Raw genomic sequence first — 17,707 nt, 5'->3', positions numbered from 1 at the left:
TTATAAGAGTTGAAAATTAAACCTTAAGGTTGTCGGTTTTCTCTACGAAGTAACGCCATATTCCGGCTGCAACCAGTGCACCTAAAATAGGGGCTACAATAAACAGCCATAACTGGCCTAAGGCTCTACCGCCTACAAAAACGGCAGGGCCTATGCTGCGGGCAGGGTTTACCGAAACGCCGGTAACCGGTATGCCCACAATGTGTATCAGCACCAGGCTAAGGCCAATGGCCAGCCCGGCAAACCCACCGTGGATGTTTTTTGATGAGGTTGAACCAAATATAACCAATAGAAATATAGCAGTGAAAACAAATTCGGCCACAAAACCTGATACAAGGTCGTAACCCCGGGGTGAGCCTTCGCCATAGCCGTTTTGTCCCAGCCCGGCTGGCGATGTGGCTATACTCCAATCGGCCTTGCCGCTGGCTATTAAATAAAGTATGCCTGCGCCGGCAATTGCCCCTAAAATTTGTGCAATTATATAGCCTATACATTCGGATGCACTCATGCGGCCAACGGCAACCATACCAATACTAATAGCCGGATTAATATGGCAGCCCGATACGTGCCCTATAGCATATGCCATTGCTACTACAGAAAGGCCAAACGCAAAAGAAATCCCTAATAGGCCGACCCCAGAAAAAGTTCCGTTTGCACCGCTGATAACGGCGCTGCCGCAACCCATTAGCACTAACACCATAGTTCCTAAAAACTCGGCTACCAATTTCGAATAATTGTTTGTTTCCATTTTATAATTGATTTAAGGTATTCACGTAATAAAATAGCAGGGGTTCGCAGAGTCGATAGCTTGTCCGTTAGGAACGGTTAAATTAGAGGAGGCGCTTTGCCAGGCATATGCGCTTGAAATAAAATTATGGAAATTTGACTTCGATGCTTGGTTCAACAGGTACCGATGTGTTTCACATTTTAATTTGAACCGCGTTTGAACAGAAGTAAAATGTGGTTTTTAATCTGCAACCAGGTGATTAAACGCATGAGTTGTGAGCGTTTTGGCTTTAAATAATTTATGGACGGCTAAGGCTATTCGGCAGGCGCAAATACTGATTCACTTATTATAGATTATTCTCTTCACTAATTTAAGGTTCATCTGTAACATTTTGTTATACAGGTCCGTCAATATAATACATAGGCGGTGTAGAACTGTTTACACATAATAAACTTAAAAATCCCCGCAAACAACCGTATAGTTATTCACAACGTACATTATTAATAAAGGATGTGAGAGGGTATTTTTATGTGGGAATGTTTAAAATGTATAAAACTCGCATGCCTTAATGTCATATAAAATGCCGAAATTGCTTATAGCGTAGATGGTAGTACTAATTATGGCATACATAACTAAACCATTTAACAGAAAGAAACTCAAACAAGGGGTAAAACGATAAAAAATCTACCTTTTTAAAAATAAGTTTTATCGTTTTAAAGCAATATTTAATAGATTGCCTGCAGTTAGGGCGATGTACCGGGAAGCGGTTAAAAAGTTGGCAATATTGTTGTAATCACTATTTATCCGCGCCTGTGTAGAACAAACTACGGCAACAGGGCGTTTAACAATTAATTGAAAGGTATTTTATGGAAGCTAAATTTTCGCCGCGTGTAAAAGACGTTATTTCGTATAGCAGGGAGGAGGCTTTACGCTTAGGCCATGACTATATAGGAACAGAACATCTTTTGCTCGGGCTTATCCGCGACGGAGACGGGATAGCTATCAAATTGCTGAAAGGCTTAAACGTTGATACATCCAGGTTGCGCCGTGCCGTTGAGGATGCAGTAAAAGGCACATCGGGAACTAATGTGCACATTGGCAGCATTCCTTTAACCAAGCAGGCAGAAAAAGTATTAAAGATCACTTATCTGGAAGCTAAAATATTTAAAAGCGATGTGATTGGTACAGAGCATTTGCTGCTGTCTATCCTGCGCGATGAAGATAACATAGCATCACAGCTGTTAATGCAATTTCACGTTAACTACGAGATTTTTAAGAGTGAGGTAGAATCTCACAAAAATAATATCACCGATGAGATGCCAGGTTCTTCTACCGGTGGCGATGATGACTTTAAAGACGAAGAATCATTTAGCCAACCTAAGAAGGTTTCTGACATTAAATCAAAAACCCCAGTGCTTGATAATTTTGGACGCGATTTAACCAAAGCTGCCGAAGAAGGTAAGCTGGACCCAATTGTTGGCCGCGAGAAAGAAATTGAACGCGTGTCGCAAATCTTATCACGCCGTAAAAAGAACAACCCAATCCTGATCGGTGAGCCGGGCGTTGGTAAATCTGCCATAGCAGAAGGATTGGCATTACGCATTGTTCAGCGCAAGGTATCAAGGGTGTTGTTTAACAAACGCGTTGTTACGCTCGATCTGGCTTCATTAGTGGCAGGTACTAAATACCGTGGCCAGTTTGAAGAACGAATGAAAGCCGTAATGAACGAGTTGGAGAAATCTCCTGATGTTATTTTGTTTATCGACGAAATTCACACCATTGTTGGTGCAGGTGGCGCTTCGGGCTCTTTAGATGCTTCGAACATGTTTAAACCTGCCTTGGCAAGGGGCGAAATCCAGTGCATTGGCGCAACTACATTAGATGAGTATCGCCAGTACATCGAGAAAGATGGCGCGTTAGACCGTCGTTTCCAAAAGGTTATGGTAGAACCAGCCACACCAGACGAGACTATCGAGATCTTAACCCGCATTAAAGAGAAATACGAAGAACACCACGGTGTAACTTACACCGATGAAGCTATCAGAGCTTGCGTTGCTTTAACCGCACGTTATATTACAGATCGCTTTTTACCAGACAAAGCAATTGATGCTTTGGATGAGTCGGGTTCACGTGTGCACTTAACCAATATCCATGTGCCACAAAATATTTTGGATATTGAGGCTAAAATAGAGCAAATTAAGGTTGAGAAAAACCGTGTGGTTCGTAGCCAAAAATACGAAGAGGCAGCAAAACTTCGCGACACCGAAAAGCACTTGTTAGAAGAGTTAGAACAAGCCAAAGGTGTTTGGGAAGCCGAAACAAAATCTAAACGTTACACCGTTAACGAAGAGAATGTTGCCGAAGTTGTAGCCATGATGACAGGTATTCCGGTTCAGAAAGTTGGACAGGGCGATAGCCAGAAATTATTGCAAATGGGCGAAAGCATCCAGGCAAAAATTATCGGTCAGGATGATGCGGTTAAGAAATTAACTAAAGCTATACAACGTACCCGCGCCGGATTAAAAGATCCTAAAAAGCCAATCGGTTCGTTTATATTCTTAGGCCCAACCGGTGTTGGTAAAACAGAGCTTGCCAAAGAGCTTGCCCGTTTTATGTTCGACACAGAGGATGCCTTGATCCAGATTGACATGAGCGAGTACATGGAGAAATTCGCTGTATCTCGTTTAGTTGGTGCGCCTCCGGGCTATGTAGGTTACGAAGAAGGCGGACAGTTAACCGAAAAGGTACGTCGTAAACCATATGCGGTTGTATTGTTGGATGAGATCGAAAAAGCTCACCCGGATGTATTCAATATTTTGTTACAGGTTTTAGACGAAGGCCAGTTAACGGATTCATTAGGCCGTAAGGTTGATTTCCGTAACACGATCATCATCATGACATCGAATATCGGTGCACGTCAGCTTAAGGATTTTGGTCAGGGTGTTGGTTTCAGCACTTCTGCAAAAACTACCCAGGCAGATGCACACTCAAGAGGTGTTATCGAAAACGCTTTACGCCGTGCTTTTGCACCAGAGTTTTTGAACCGTGTTGATGATGTGATTGTGTTTAACTCTTTAAGCAAAGAAGACATCTTCAAAATTATCGATATCGAGCTTGCCGGTTTATTTGGCCGTATCAGCAGCTTAGGTTACAAAATTGAGCTTACGCTTAATGCCAAAGAGGCGATTGCCGAAAAAGGATACGATTCGCAATTTGGTGCACGCCCGCTAAAACGTGCCATCCAGAAATATCTGGAAGATCCAATTGCTGAAGAAATTCTGAAAGGCGAATTGGCCGAGGGTGACATTATGGAAATCGATTTCGATAAGGAAACCGAAAGCATTAAGATTGTTGCCAAAACAACCGACAGCGATAAGCCGAAGGAAGAAGAGCAAAAATAAATAGCCTCCGTTAAACCGAGGGTTTAAAAATGTTAAGGCCCGTTACACGAGTAACGGGCCTTTTTTATGCATAAATGTTTATCAATCCGTCGTCCCGAACTTGTTTCGGGATCGCACGTGCCAAGTGCGCAGTGGGTAATTCACGTTGCTTGTTTTCACATCCTCTCGTCCGAAGAGGAGGTGAGAATAATAAATTATCGAGTCTACTGCTCCGGTTCATAATCAACCGGAAGCATACCTGCCAATCGGCTTTTGCCCCAGGCGCCTTCAAATGTCATAGATGTTGGATTAGTGACTGATCCATTGGCATCAAAAAAAGCATAGGGTTGGTCAAACCTGATAATGGTAGTGGGATAATTAGGAATATCGAGCGAACGGGTGCTCAGGTTGTTAGAGTTACTATCGTGTTTTTTGGTATACATAACATAAAGCAGGTCGGCGTAGCTTAATGCATAAATTCCTTTTTCATCCGTGCGGTTAATAAGGCGGTATACATCCACGGTTGGTGTTTTAACCAAGTAGGATACATTAGTGGGTTTCCATTTTTCGTTTATCCATTTATTTAGCGAATCCTTTGCGGCAGGGGTATTAATCGTGCGGAAATAGGCAAGCTTAGATTTGATCAGGTCTTCGGGCTGACGGTCGGGATTAGATTTCCTAACTAATTGGAGCGTTTTAAAACCAGCAGCTTCGCATTGGTTTTGCAAGGCCGACCGTAGGAAATGGGGGAGGGAACCGTAATAGGCTTTTTCCCGGGCTTTATTCCATTGCTTTTGTTGCCGGGCCGATGTCGTTTTCATATCTTCAAACAGCAACGATCCTTCGAAATAAATCATGTTTCCGGCAAAGTCGTCAACAAAGTTAGTGAGCAGATATTTTATTTTGTAGCCTAAAGCCCGGTTCTCAATCTCCATAAAATCGTAACTACTTGCAGTTAATTTACGGGATTTCGCTTCGTAGTTAAGTTGTACTACATCGGGATTCAATATTTTGCATTGCTGTCCTTCTGTATTTACGCCCAGAAGTTCCCGCTTAAATATATCGAAATTGCGAGCCCAATTGGCATCTGGTTTAATAACAACCTCATTTAAGGTTACGCTTTTGGGCAGCAGTTGTATAGGAGGAACGATTAGGTTGGCGTTGTTTACAGTTAAAGTAAGATGATAAGTTTCATAACCCACTATGGATGCAACGAGGTCATATTGCCCGGGTTTAACATTTTTTAATATAAAGCTGCCATCGGCCGTAGTTTTATTACCGACTGTTGAATTACTTAAGATAACGCTTGCGTTTTCAATAGGTTTATTGCTACTCAGGTCGGTTACTTTGCCGCTAATACTTATCTGTGCGCACAGGCTAAGTGGTATAATGAAAAGCAAAAAAATCAAATACTTTATCATAACACTAAATAACTAAAAAATTAGTTATTTAGTGCATAGTGCATATAAATTTGAAACAACTTAATCTAAGAGGTATTATTTTTTTGCGTCGGCAGGTTCGTAATCTATCGGCAACATGGCAGATACGCGATCTTTACCCCAGGCACCTTCTGTTATCAGGGCTAAAGGGTTCATCACATGGCCATTGTCGTCGAAGAACACGTTCGGCTCCGAAAAAGTAAGAATACTTGTTTCGTAATTAGGGGTATTAGGCGGGCGGTACACCAACTCGTTCGAACTGTTATCCAGGTTCCGGGTATACATCACATACATGTAGTCGGTGTAACTCAAAACATAAACACCACGCTGAGTGGTATGCTTTACGTAGATAGATGGGTACACCGGCGGATCGGGCACAACCGAAAAAATAGTTTTGGGCAAGCGTTTTAAACGCTCCTGGTTATATATCGAATCTTCGGATGCCCTTGTGTAACTGCCTATAGTATTAAAATAGGCAATTTTGGCTTTAATCTGTTCGTCCGTCGGCCGTTTAGGGTTTGGTATTTTTACCATTTTTAAAACCTTAAAGCCATCTTCCTCAGCGTGATTGTGCAGGGCAGCCTTTAAAAAATGCTGCATAGAACCATAATAAGCTTTATCGCGGGCTTGCTTATAACGTTCGGCCTGCTCAGGCGATGAGGTGGGTAAATCTTCAAACAAAACAGAACCTTCGTAAAAGATCATGTTTTTGTTGTAGTCTTTATTAAACGTGTTGAGCAGGTATTTAATGCGATAGCCCAGCGCCTTGTTTTCGATCTCAATAAAATCATCGCTGGAGCCGATCAGTTGATTTTTACTCTCATCAAACCTAAGGTGAACAATATCCGGGTTTAATATGCGGCATTGTTTAGATGCGGGTCCTTCACCCAAAAGTTCGGTTTTAAAGATCTCGAGGTTACGGAACCACTCGGCATCGGGCTTAATAACCACCTCGTTAAGGGTTACACTTTTGGGCAGTAATTCTATAGGAGGGAGGGTTAGGTTGGCATTGCCTACCATTAAGGTTACGTGATAAGCTTCGTATCCAACAATAGATGCCACTAATTCGTACTGGCCGGGTTTAACGTTGCGAAGTACAAATACACCTGTAGTATCGGTGCGGTTACCCACGCTCGAATTACTTAAAATTACACTGGCAAACCCAATAGGCTTGTGTGTGATAATATCAGATACCCGGCCGGTTATGCTTACCTGCGCAAATATTGAAAAGGGCAAAAGGATAAGTAATAAGAGGGTATACTTAAACATACTGCTAAATAACTGCAATATTATGTACTTAGTATGAAGATTGTATTTTAAAAGAGAATCAAGAATCGAGAATCAGGAATCAAGACATTATTTCTATCCGTCATTGCGAGCGATAGCGAAGCAATCCCAGATAAGCGGAGCGGCCCTGTCGATACGGGCTTCGAGTGCCTGACACAGTTTTGTATTCCAAATAACGCTTGAGATTAGCTTTTTTGTCTTGATTCCTGATTCTCGATTCTTGGCTCTATTCTTTCTCCATTTGCTCAATCACCGCCTTAGTTACACCTGTGAAAGAGAAGCCACCATCGTGGAAAAGGTTTTGCATGGTAACCATGCGGGTAAGATCAGAGAATAGGGTAATCACGTAGTCGGCACACTGATCGGCAGATGCATTACCCAGCGGACTCATTTTTTCGGCATAATTAATAAAGCCATCAAAGCCCTTTACTCCCGAACCAGCCGTAGTGCGGGTTGGCGATTGCGACACCGTGTTTACGCGTACCTTATTTTCGGTACCGTAGTAAAAGCCGAAGTTGCGGGCAATGCTTTCCAGCATAGCTTTGTTATCGGCCATATCATTGTAATCGGGGAAGGTACGTTGGGCAGCAATGTAAGTTAACGCTACTACAGATCCCCATTCATTAATGGCTTTAGCTTTCATGGCATATTGCAGCACGCGGTGCAGGCTCAATGCCGAAATATCTAAACCCTTGTGGGTAAACTCGTAATTATTTTCGGGGTAGGGAATGCCTTTGCGTACATTAATACTCATAGCAGGGGCATGCAAAATAAAGTCGATACCACCATTAAAGTGCTCCATAGTTTTGGTAAACAGGTTTTGCACATCATCATTACTGGTAACATCGGCGGCAATAACTGGTGCGTTGCACTGCTCGGCCAGTTTATTCAGTTCGCCCATGCGTAGGGCTATAGGTGCATTGGTAAGCACAATTTCTGCACCTTCTTCCACAGCGCGCTGCGCCACTTTCCATGCAATTGATTGTTCGTTAAGCGCACCAAAGACGATCCCTTTTTTGCCCTTTAATAAGTTATAAGCCATAATTGTCAGAGTTTTAGTAGGATGGCAAAGTTAGAAATTATTTGTGGGTAGTTTTTGGTTATTGGGTTATTAGGGTATTCGGACTGATGAAGGCTGGTCCGGGTTATAACTCCAAGCCCTGCTTGTCATTCTGAACGATAGTGAAGAATCTTCTGCAGTTTGCTATTAGTCTTGAACAAGAGTTTATTGAATTGGGGAATTTCAGAATGCTCAGTTTAGATAAGCACGCGTTGCAAACACGCGCAAGTAGCTTATTTATCAGTTAGTTTAAAATTGATAGTTACTGAAGATTGGGATTTGACGGGGCGTCCATTATTGATCCCGGGGTGTCGTTTAGGGCCGTTTTTAATGGCGGTGATTACCGCTTCATCGCAATCATATCCTATTCCACGTATGATTCTGAAATTATCGAATTGCTCATCTTTTGATATATCAAATCCAATGGTTACGGTGCCTTCGATGTTGTTTTTAATGGCTTTCTCCGGATAGCGAACTATTAATTTAATGCTGTCAAGATATTTAGGATAATCTACAAGTTGATCTGAATTCCGGATCATATCTCCCCCTACTCCATAGTAGTCAGCTATATCCGCGTTGGTGATCACATTGAATGTCGGGATTGCTCGTTTTTTTATTCTTTTGGCAGTTACATCCGCCGACGGTTTTTTACTGGTATCAGTTGTTAGTAAAGGGAGATGGATTTCTAAATAGCGACTGCCGTTATTGATAATACGCATCTTCTTAAGCCGAAAGCAATCGAGTGTGTCATTAACCAGCGCACCACGCAATTCAAATCTGCCTTGTTTGTCTGTATAAGTATATGGACTAAGGCCTTCATAAACATAGTGCTTATTCCTTGATCTGATTTGCAAATCAGTAACAGGATTATTTAGTATATCTAATACAATGCCCCTAATATTAATAGTGTCCTGCTTTACAGTTCTATACTTAGGTTTATAGGCAGGGATAAATTGGGCATGACATGCAGATATGACAAAAAGCAGTAAAATTAAAACCAAGATAGTTTTCATATCATCCTAGCTGTTCAACAACTCCCTCGCATTTTGCAATGCACTTTCGCCTGGCTTATCGCCGCTTAGCATTTTGGCAATTTCGGTAATGCGCTCTTGCTCGGTGAGTTGTTTGATGCGGGTTTTGGTTATATCGGCTTCGTCGTCTTTGTAAACAAAGTAATGGCTGTTGCCTTTGCTGGCAATTTGGGGCAGGTGGGTAATGGTAATTACCTGCAGGTTTTGGGCCAGCTGTTCCATAATTTGTCCAACTTTGTTGGCAACTTCGCCGGATACCCCCGTGTCTATCTCATCGAAAATAATAGTTGGCAAGGCGGTGTAACGTGCGATAAGTGACTTAATGCTTAACATCAACCTCGATAACTCACCACCCGAAGCCACTTTACTCATCTCCGACAGGGCATGACCTTTATTGGCTGTAAACATAAAGCGGATCTGATCGGTACCTGTGCTTGTAAGTTCGGTCAGTGTTTTATGCTCGATGCTCAACACAGCATTGCCCATACCCATTTCGGCAAGGGTTTGTATAACCTGCGTTTCAATATTAGGAATGGCTGAAATCCTGTTGGCCGACAGCTGTGCTGCCAGTTCATCCAACTCCGATTTCTGTTGGGCTATTTCTTTCTGTAGCTTTTCAATGGCATCATCACTAAATAGCGCCTGCTGAATTTTTTCAGAAAGTTCATCCTGCAATTGCAGTAATTCTGCGTTGGTATTTACGCGGTGTTTCTTTTGAAGGTTATAAATCAGACTAAGGCGGATATTTACCTCTTCGGCACGGGCTTCATTGGTTTGCGTATGCTGTTCCAATAAATCAGTTTCGGCAGCAACGTCTTTTAGTTCGATAATCACGCTGCTTAGGCGTTCTCTCAAATCGCCTATTGCAGAGTTGTATTTTTCTATCGTTCCTAATTGCTGAACAGCTTCTTTCAGTTGTAATAACACCGCCGATTCGCCATCCTGCATCAGATAATTAGCGCCTAAAAGGTTGCGTTTAATTTCTTCGGCGTTGTTAAGGGTGTTTAGCTCCTGCTCCAATGGCTCTTGTTCGTCGGCATCCAAACCAACTTTTTCTAACTCGTCAAACTGAAACTGGTAATAATCCAGATCTGCTTTGGCTTTGTCGCTTTCGGCAATAAGTTGCTGCAGCTGTGTGTTTGCTTTTTTGTATTGGCGGTATTTTGTTTGGTAATCGCTCAGTAACGGCTCTTGTTTCGCAACGGAATCAACAACTAGTAGTTGAAACACCGGATCGTTGATCTCTGCGGTAGCATGCTGCGAGTGAATGTCGATCAATCGTTCGCCAACCTGTTTTAGCAGCGCAAGGTTTACCGGCGAATCATTTATAAATGCCCTCGATTTACCATCCGCTGAAATTTCGCGGCGGAGGATAGTTTCGTCGTCATAATCAAGGTCGTTCTCTTCAAAAAAACTTTTCAAGTGTAAAAAGCCCGCAATACTGAACTGGCCTTCTATCACACATTTTTTTTGCTGGTTAAAAAAATATCGGCTTTCGGCCCGCTGACCTAATATCAATGACAGTGCCCCTAAAATGATAGACTTACCTGCGCCGGTTTCGCCGGTTAAGATATTTAAGCCACCATCAAAGCCTATCTGCAGGTTATCAATTAAAGCGTAATTGTTTATACTGAGCTGTTTGAGCATAAAAAAAGTATCCTCGTTGTGAGGATACTAAATTACAAAATCAATACGAAGGAAAGGGATTAACTTTACTATTACTTTTAGTAAACTTAATTATGGTTTCTCTGGCGCAACCGGCGGCACTGGTGCAGGTGTTGCCTTTACTGCGGGTACCGATGGTACGGTAACAGTTACAGGGGCAACAACCGGGGCTGGTTCAACAACCACGTCTGGCGCCACATCAGTGTTATAGTTAAAATTGTAGTTGTAGTCAAAGTTCATGGCTTTCATGCTCTTTTTCCACTCCTCGGTGCGTTTTTTAAACTCAGGGCTGTTGGTATATTCTTTCATTTGCTTACCCAGATCTTTCATTTGTTTCTGGATGCGTTTCATATCCGGGTTGTTATTATAGTTGCGCATTTGCTCGCCCATTTTGCGCATTTGCTCTTGCTGCGCTTTTATTTGTGGATTGTTAAATGCAATACGCATGCTATCGCCCAATGCACGCATCCTGTCTTGTGCAGCCTTACGTTCAGGATTATTAAACTGATCTTTCATTTGCTTGCCTAACTCTTTCATTTGGTCGTTGTAGGCGAGTACATCGGCTGGGATATTTTTCTTCAGTTCGGCCTGGTATTGTTTATAGTTATCGCTGCGCTCACTTTCTTCGCGAGGATAGGGTTGGTTATGTACAATGCTGTATTTCTTTTCCAGCTTGGCGTTCATTTCTTTAAACTCAGGGCTGTTGTAATAGGTCTCCATTTTTTTGCCCACCGCTTCCATTTGCTGGCCTATTTTTTTAGCGTTGCTGTCGTCGCCATAAGCTGCCTCAAAATCGTGGCCCGCTTTTTCCATTTCGGCCTGTACCCGTTTAACATCTGGGTTGTTATAGTAAGCTTCCATGTCTTTGCCTTTAGCCGCCATGTCGTCGCTCAGCTTTTTAAAGTCGGCGCTGTTATAATACTTGTCTAATTGCTTACCGTACTCTTCCATTTGTTTACCCATAGCTTCCAACTTAGGATCGTCCATGCCTGGAGTGATATAGTAAGTTTTGCCATTTTTGGTATAAACCTTAGTTGGTTTAGGCGGCTTAGGGGGAGGAGGCAGATTTGATTTAGATTTTTTTGTTGCCTTTTTTGCTGCGGTGGTGTCGTTATCAGCAAAGCTGTTGATAATGCCCGAAAACTTAATTGTTTTTACAGACAGCTTGCCGCTGCCAATTGCAGGGTTTAACCATGCAATGCTCGATACGCTTCCAATAAGTATGGTGAATGCCAACACTACGTGACGGATGTTGGCCATCGGTTTTTTAGTTTTCATGATACGTTCAATTCGGTTAAGTAAATGGTACTTTTTACCTGTTGCGGCCATAGCCAGGGGCAGGTATCTCACATTGTTTTGCTCTATTTTTAAAAGCGCCTGTGCATAAACCAATGGTTCGCCGGTTATATCTACAACTACATCGTCGCAGCTATTTTCGCGTTCCTGGTTGATGATGCGGTTCATTAATAAAACAAAAGGGTTGAAGAACAAGACTACCGACATTACCTGCTGCAGCAGATTTACCAGGTAATCATTCCGTTTTACGTGGGCGAGTTCGTGCAATAAAATGGCTTCTACCTCTTTGGCCGAAAGGTACGTGCTTAGCGAAAGAGGCAACAGTATTATCGGTTTTAAATAACCGGTAACACAAGGCACATCTATACGCTCGGCGTAGCTTACTATTACTGCGCGTTTGTTTTTAAGCAAAGCAGAAAGCTCGTTCAATCGCTTTTGCAAACGTTGATCGGTTACTGTGTTTTGCTTTAGTTGCTGCATTTGCATCCAGGCAGAAAGCAGGCGAAGCGAATGGAACAGTAAACCTGCTATATATATAGTAGAAATGTAGGGCAGGTAATGTTCTATAGTAACTTCGTAACGCTCATCGGCATGGGTTATTTCTTTAAGCGAGGCAATCAGCGGCAGGTGTTGCGGTGCGCCTGCTGCGGCATGGGCAGTGGTTATTTGCCAGCTGTAATGAGCGGCCTGATCAAACAGTGTATAAATAAACCAGCCTGTAGCTGCAACAAGGGCAGTTACCGTAATGTTGTATTTGGTTGCTGATGATAGCCTGACGATATCTGCCAGGAAAATACGCAGTACCAGGTAAATGATAAGGCATTGCCACAACGAATGGATAATGCTTACCGCAAACACTTCACTTAAATTATGCAACAACGTTTCCATAAAAATTACTTTTCAGGGTTTTCAAATTGGTTAAGGTAGTTCTTAATAGCTTCGATCTCGCTTTGCGACGCCCGGTGCGTACCCAATGCCTGTATCACCAGATCGGCCGTTGAACCGGTGAACACGGTATTAAGTATTTTATCGAGCGCGTTTTTCTGAGCTTCTTTACGGGAAACCAATGCTTTATAGACGTGTGTCTTGGTAGAAGTGTTACGCTCTACCAAACCTTTTTCGTGCATTATCTGCATTAACTTTAAAGTGGTGGTATAGCCCGAGTCTTTGTTCTTAGCTATCTCCTCATGTACTTCGCGTACGGTACAAAGGCCTTTGTCCCATAATACTTGTAAAATCTCCAGTTCTCCCTCGGTCGGTTTTATCTCGCTCATCATAATACGAATTTCTTCGTACAAATATCTACGATAGTTTTCGTATATGCAATAGTGACGACAAATAAATCTGTTAAATTTTGTTAATTTTTTTGAAGAGCCTGGTATTTAGGCCCGTTTGATGGGTCGGCTTGCATTAATATATTAAATGCGGCCTGTTTTTCGGCTTGCGGTGCGCCGCTGTAAATACCAACTAATTCATCTTCCTTAGCGGTAAAGAATAACGTAGGCAAGGTAGCACCAACACGGGTACGGTCTAACTGGGTTAGTATGGGTAAAATGCCATCTATGTTTTTGCGGGCCATGTCTGCATTATCCACCATCAGGTCGAGCCCTTTGCGGTGATAGTCGTAAATAAAGCCGCGCAGCGGGATGTAGGTTTTGTTGCTCAGGTTCTCTGATAACCAGTAGCGGTTAAAGTTATTACTGTCAAAAGCTTTCCAGCCTTTAAAGCCCGAAGTTTGTGCGTTCACCACAACGTTCTGCGCATTGGCAAAATAGGCCGTGCCTCCATATCTCGAAAAACTATCATAATCAAAACCTAAAATTATATAGGCGTAATAGGCCATGATAGAAGTGAGGTTGTTGATGAAGTTGGTGTTGTTGTAATCGAGTGTCTGCCCCTCTGTGTAGGTAAAGTCTACATCTTTATCATTAATGCTAAACACCGTACTGGTGTAGGTAGAATTAAATATCGGGCGTATAGATTGCACCTGTAGTTCGCCGCTGAAAGAGCTATTGCCATCCCATTGCGTAACATTGAGCAAAAAGTTGCAGTCTATCTTTTCATTGGGCCCAATCTGATCTACACTCCATTTGCGGCCGTTCAGAAAATCTTTCATAGCTGTTTCCAATGCCTGAAAGATCCGTTTATTGGTAGTCGCAATTTTGGGCGAAAGTACCTGCACACGCGCATTTAAATCCTGGGCAGATAAACTACCTGCCATGCAAATTATAACGAGGAGTGCAAATAGCTTTTTCATGCCAATATCAGTTCGGTTAGTTTAGCGCAAATATCCTGAGCCACCTGTGTTTTGCTTTTCAGGCTGTAGGTGGTTTTGTGGAACTGCTTATCAATAATAGTAATTTTATTGGTATCTGTTTTAAAACCGGCGCCACTATCGTTCAACGAGTTGAGCACAATAAAGTCGAGGTTTTTCTTTTGCAGCTTGGCTATGGCGTTTTCCTCTTCGTGGTCAGTCTCCAATGCAAAACCTGCCAGTACCTGGTCTGCGCGTTTTTGCTCGCCCAGCACCTTTAGTATATCAACGGTCTTTTTAAGTTCTATCTGAAGGTTGCTGTCCTGCTTTTTGATCTTTTGTTTTGCCGGATCGATAGGTGTATAATCAGCAACCGCCGCACTCATTACGCAAGCCTTTGCCGTTTTAAAATGCAGCTCGCAAGCCTGCAGCATTTCTGCTGCCGAGGTCACATTATAACGCTTGATGTTTTTAGCCTGAGTAATCTCTGATGTCGGGCCGGCTACCAACGTCACTGTGGCGCCCATTTCGGCCAACTCATTAGCTATGGCAAAGCCCATTTTGCCCGATGAATGGTTGCCGATAAACCGTACCGGATCTATGGCCTCGTAAGTCGGTCCGGCTGTTACCAATATATGCTGGTTTACCAGAAGTTGTTTTTTATTAAGTGATGCCGCTAAAAAATCGACAATATTATCGGGCTCGGCCATGCGGCCTTCACCATGCAGGCCACTCGCTAGTTCGCCGCTTTCGGGCGGTATCATAATATTGCCGAAGCTTAATAGTTTAGCAATATTGCTTTGGGTTGCTGGGTGAATCCACATATCCAGATCCATAGCAGGGGCAAAATACACCGGGCATTTGGCCGATAAATAAATAGCCGTTAAAAGATTATCACATTGTCCGTTTGCCATTTTGGCCAGAGTATCGGCGCTGGCAGGAGCAATGATCATCATATCGGCCCAAAGGCCAAAGGCCACATGGTTATTCCATTCGCCGGTTTCGGGGGCGAAATAGTTAACCAATGCCGGTTTTTTAGATAAGGTAGATAAGGTAAGCGGGGTAATAAAGTCGGTGGCGCTTTTGGTAAGTACAACTTGCACCTCTGCGCCGGCCTTAATAAGGGCACGCACCAGATAGGCCGATTTGTACGCTGCTATGCTACCGCATACACCCAAAACTATCTTTTTGCCCTCGAGCATATCGCTGTTCGTATATTTCATTACAGAAGAAAGCGCTTTAACAAAGCGCGGTTTAAATATACCTAAGATGTATGATACAAGCAAAGGCCATTATTGAGCAGTTTTAAGACAGAGGTTGGATTAGAGGGTCAGACCGGAGGTCTGACCAATGAAAAGTATTCCCGTAGAGGCACAATACCTTGTCTCTTTTGCTTTATCAATGCCTAATATTTTTGCGTTAGGGATAGAAGCGGAAAGCCCGGAAAGCAGCGCAGCGGAATGAGGACTTGTAGTGGATAGCCCGACCCGGAGGGGAATGCCCAAAACCAAATTAACGCACGATTGATTTATGAGTTTATGACTTACGCAGAAAACACACTTCTAATTAATACACCCCTATCACCTACCTAAATATCCATAAACAAAACAAGCCCCACTGTTTGCACAATGGGGCTGTAATATCGAAAGCTTAGCTTACAATAGTTCTTTCAGGGCTTCTTTCTGAGCCTCTTTTTGAGGGTTACGGTAATATACCTTCTCCTCTAAAAACTCGTTGATAGCAACCAAAGTAGGTTTTGGCATTTTTTCGTAATGCTTAGAGATTTCAATTTGCTCGCGGTTTTCGAAAACCTCTTCCAGGTTATCGTTTGATGAAGCAAACTCAGATAATTTCTGATGCAACTCTTCCTTGATGTTGTTAGAGATCTGGTTAGCACGTTTAGACATAATTACGATCGACTCGTAAAGGTTGTCGGTAGTTCTGTCCAGTTCGCGTAAATCGCGGGTTACAGTACTGCTTGCCACAGTATGTTTTGGTGTAGTATTGCTGGTATTGCTCATATTCTTTTAATTCTACTTTACTATTTATTAAGGCATTTTTTGGTTGCCCTGGCCTTTTTCTGAAGGCGGTTGTGTTTTTGTTGTATCCTTACTAGCTAATTTCTTAGCCAGTTTAGGGTTTGTTGTAGCCTCTGCAATTTGCGCTTTAGCATGTTTAATACCATATTCTGCATCTTGCTTAATGCCTAACGCTTCGTGCAGGTATTTGCTTTGAGGATATTTCTCGGCATATTGGTCGTACATGCTCAGTACTTGTCCAAAACGTTCTTCCTGACGGAAGTCTGTACTGTTTTTAGAGTACTTGTACTGTGCCCTGATGCTCAAAAATTCCATTTCTTCGGCATACTTAGTATCCGGATAATCGCGCAACACGTTACCAAACGCAATCACTGCCGATTGATAATCGCCAATGGTTAAATAAAGTTTGGCATTGGTGTAAGCCTTTTGCTCCAGTTTATCGCGCAGATTCTGGATTAGCTTGCTGGCCTCTGCCACACGCTCGCTTTTTGGATAAAGGTTAATAAACAGCTGCAGGGTCTCAATAGCTTTTAAGGTATTCTCCTGATCCAGCGAAAATATCGGCGAATCCAGGTAATAGCAATAAGCAGACATAAACCTACATTCTTCTGCACGTGCGCTGTTTGGGTAGGTATCGGCAAATGTTTTAAAATGGTACCTGGCCGATGTATAGTCCTTTAATTTGTAGTTGGTATAAGCGTTGTAGTAAAAAAGGTCCTCTGCTTCCGTCTGTCCACGGTAGCGTTGCGTTAAGCCGTCAAACAGGTCGAGCGCTTTAGAGTATTCCTTTTTATTGTAATACTTCATGGCCTCCTGATACTTCTTGGCGTTATCGTTACTGGCCTTAAGTTTCTCAAATTTGCTTTTGCAACTGCCCAATGCAAGTAAACTGCATATAAATAAGCCTGATATAAGTGAGCGTTGTTGTTTAAACATCCTGCAAAGATAGTTGATTATTGTAAATGAGTCAATTATTTATTTGGGTACTAATATAGGTATGCTATTTTATGGCAATTGATAAACATAGCGTATTTAACATCTTTTAACTATTGGTCATAATGTGCGTTTCCGAAGACATGTATATATATATATACTATATGTATGCGCACTACTTATTATAGTAGTACTCCCGAATAACGCAAGGGAGTTGATTGTATTTTATGAGCCTATATATTATATAATGTTAAAGAGAGGGTTTAGGTTCGAAAACAGATTTTTAACGGGTTAAATGTGGACAAGGAGGGTAATTGTGTTAAGAACGCATCGGCTTTTGAAAATTTTTCGCTTGATAAGCAGGTGGTTATAAACAATTGATGTTAAAAAAGCAGGCAATCACTTGCAAAAATGAAATGCTTGCGTACCTTTGCAGCCCGCAAACGAGATAGCGGGATGTTCATTGAAGGTGCAGAGAGGGGGTTAAAAAGGGGTTAAAAAAATGTTAAAAAAACATTTTGAGATTTCAGAAAAGATGTTCATCTTTGCAGCCGCTTCTAAAGGGAGCGAAAGTTCTTAGAAAGTCGGGAAGGAAG

At 42.4% G+C, this 17,707-nt stretch carries 13 protein-coding genes; 1 reads left to right on the top strand and 12 read right to left on the bottom strand.

Annotation, left to right across the window (positions count from 1 at the left end; genetic code table 11):
* Positions 1 to 16: 16 nt before the first annotated feature.
* Positions 17 to 748, bottom strand: coding sequence for an aquaporin Z (gene aqpZ, locus GSY63_RS01150; RefSeq protein ID WP_166583981.1), 732 nt, complete (start codon positions 746 to 748; stop codon positions 17 to 19).
* Between the two features lie 845 nt (positions 749 to 1,593).
* Here aqpZ and GSY63_RS01145 point away from each other — a divergent pair.
* Positions 1,594 to 4,128 carry an ATP-dependent Clp protease ATP-binding subunit gene (locus GSY63_RS01145; protein ID WP_166583980.1) on the top strand — a complete coding sequence of 845 codons (2,535 nt, stop codon included), beginning with the start codon at positions 1,594 to 1,596 and terminating at the stop codon, positions 4,126 to 4,128.
* 203 nt (positions 4,129 to 4,331) lie between these two features.
* Here GSY63_RS01145 and GSY63_RS01140 read toward each other — a convergent pair whose 3' ends face one another.
* The 11 genes from GSY63_RS01140 to GSY63_RS01090 form a co-directional block, all read right to left on the bottom strand.
* Entirely contained in the window at positions 4,332 to 5,528 is a 1,197-nt protein-coding gene (locus tag GSY63_RS01140) for a carboxypeptidase-like regulatory domain-containing protein (protein ID WP_166583979.1), read from the bottom strand.
* Between the two features lie 75 nt (positions 5,529 to 5,603).
* The gene (locus GSY63_RS01135; protein WP_208094413.1) at positions 5,604 to 6,815 is read right to left on the bottom strand and encodes a carboxypeptidase-like regulatory domain-containing protein; all 1,212 of its coding nucleotides are present in this window, start codon (positions 6,813 to 6,815) and stop codon (positions 5,604 to 5,606) included.
* Between the two features lie 244 nt (positions 6,816 to 7,059).
* Positions 7,060 to 7,875, bottom strand: a complete 816-nt coding sequence (locus GSY63_RS01130; RefSeq protein WP_166583977.1) for an enoyl-ACP reductase FabI — start codon at positions 7,873 to 7,875, stop codon at positions 7,060 to 7,062.
* A 251-nt stretch (positions 7,876 to 8,126) separates the two neighbouring features.
* Positions 8,127 to 8,906: an energy transducer TonB gene (locus tag GSY63_RS01125; protein WP_166583976.1), complete on the bottom strand. Its 780-nt coding sequence runs from the start codon at positions 8,904 to 8,906 to the stop codon at positions 8,127 to 8,129.
* Positions 8,907 to 8,912: 6 nt separating this feature from the next.
* Positions 8,913 to 10,571 carry a DNA repair protein RecN gene (gene recN / locus GSY63_RS01120; protein WP_166583975.1) on the bottom strand — a complete coding sequence of 553 codons (1,659 nt, stop codon included), beginning with the start codon at positions 10,569 to 10,571 and terminating at the stop codon, positions 8,913 to 8,915.
* A gap of 90 nt (positions 10,572 to 10,661) precedes the next feature.
* Entirely contained in the window at positions 10,662 to 12,773 is a 2,112-nt protein-coding gene (locus GSY63_RS01115) for a M56 family metallopeptidase (protein WP_166583974.1), read from the bottom strand.
* A gap of 5 nt (positions 12,774 to 12,778) precedes the next feature.
* Positions 12,779 to 13,162, bottom strand: a complete 384-nt coding sequence (locus tag GSY63_RS01110; RefSeq protein WP_243749120.1) for a BlaI/MecI/CopY family transcriptional regulator — start codon at positions 13,160 to 13,162, stop codon at positions 12,779 to 12,781.
* Between the two features lie 80 nt (positions 13,163 to 13,242).
* Positions 13,243 to 14,142: a type IX secretion system protein PorD gene (porD, locus tag GSY63_RS01105; RefSeq protein WP_166583973.1), complete on the bottom strand. Its 900-nt coding sequence runs from the start codon at positions 14,140 to 14,142 to the stop codon at positions 13,243 to 13,245.
* Positions 14,139 to 15,341, bottom strand: a complete 1,203-nt coding sequence (gene coaBC / locus GSY63_RS01100) for a bifunctional phosphopantothenoylcysteine decarboxylase/phosphopantothenate--cysteine ligase CoaBC (protein ID WP_166584003.1) — start codon at positions 15,339 to 15,341, stop codon at positions 14,139 to 14,141. Before coaBC ends, porD begins: the two co-directional genes overlap by 4 nt.
* Before the next feature lie 453 nt (positions 15,342 to 15,794).
* Complete coding sequence (locus GSY63_RS01095; RefSeq protein WP_166583972.1) at positions 15,795 to 16,160, bottom strand: DNA-directed RNA polymerase subunit omega; 366 nt, start codon at positions 16,158 to 16,160, stop codon at positions 15,795 to 15,797.
* A gap of 27 nt (positions 16,161 to 16,187) precedes the next feature.
* Entirely contained in the window at positions 16,188 to 17,114 is a 927-nt protein-coding gene (locus GSY63_RS01090) for an outer membrane protein assembly factor BamD (RefSeq protein WP_166583971.1), read from the bottom strand.
* Positions 17,115 to 17,707: the final 593 nt, after the last annotated feature.

This window comes from Mucilaginibacter agri (assembly GCF_009928685.1).
GTDB lineage: Bacteria > Bacteroidota > Bacteroidia > Sphingobacteriales > Sphingobacteriaceae > Mucilaginibacter > Mucilaginibacter agri.
This window is presented reverse-complemented; position numbering and strand designations above follow the sequence as displayed.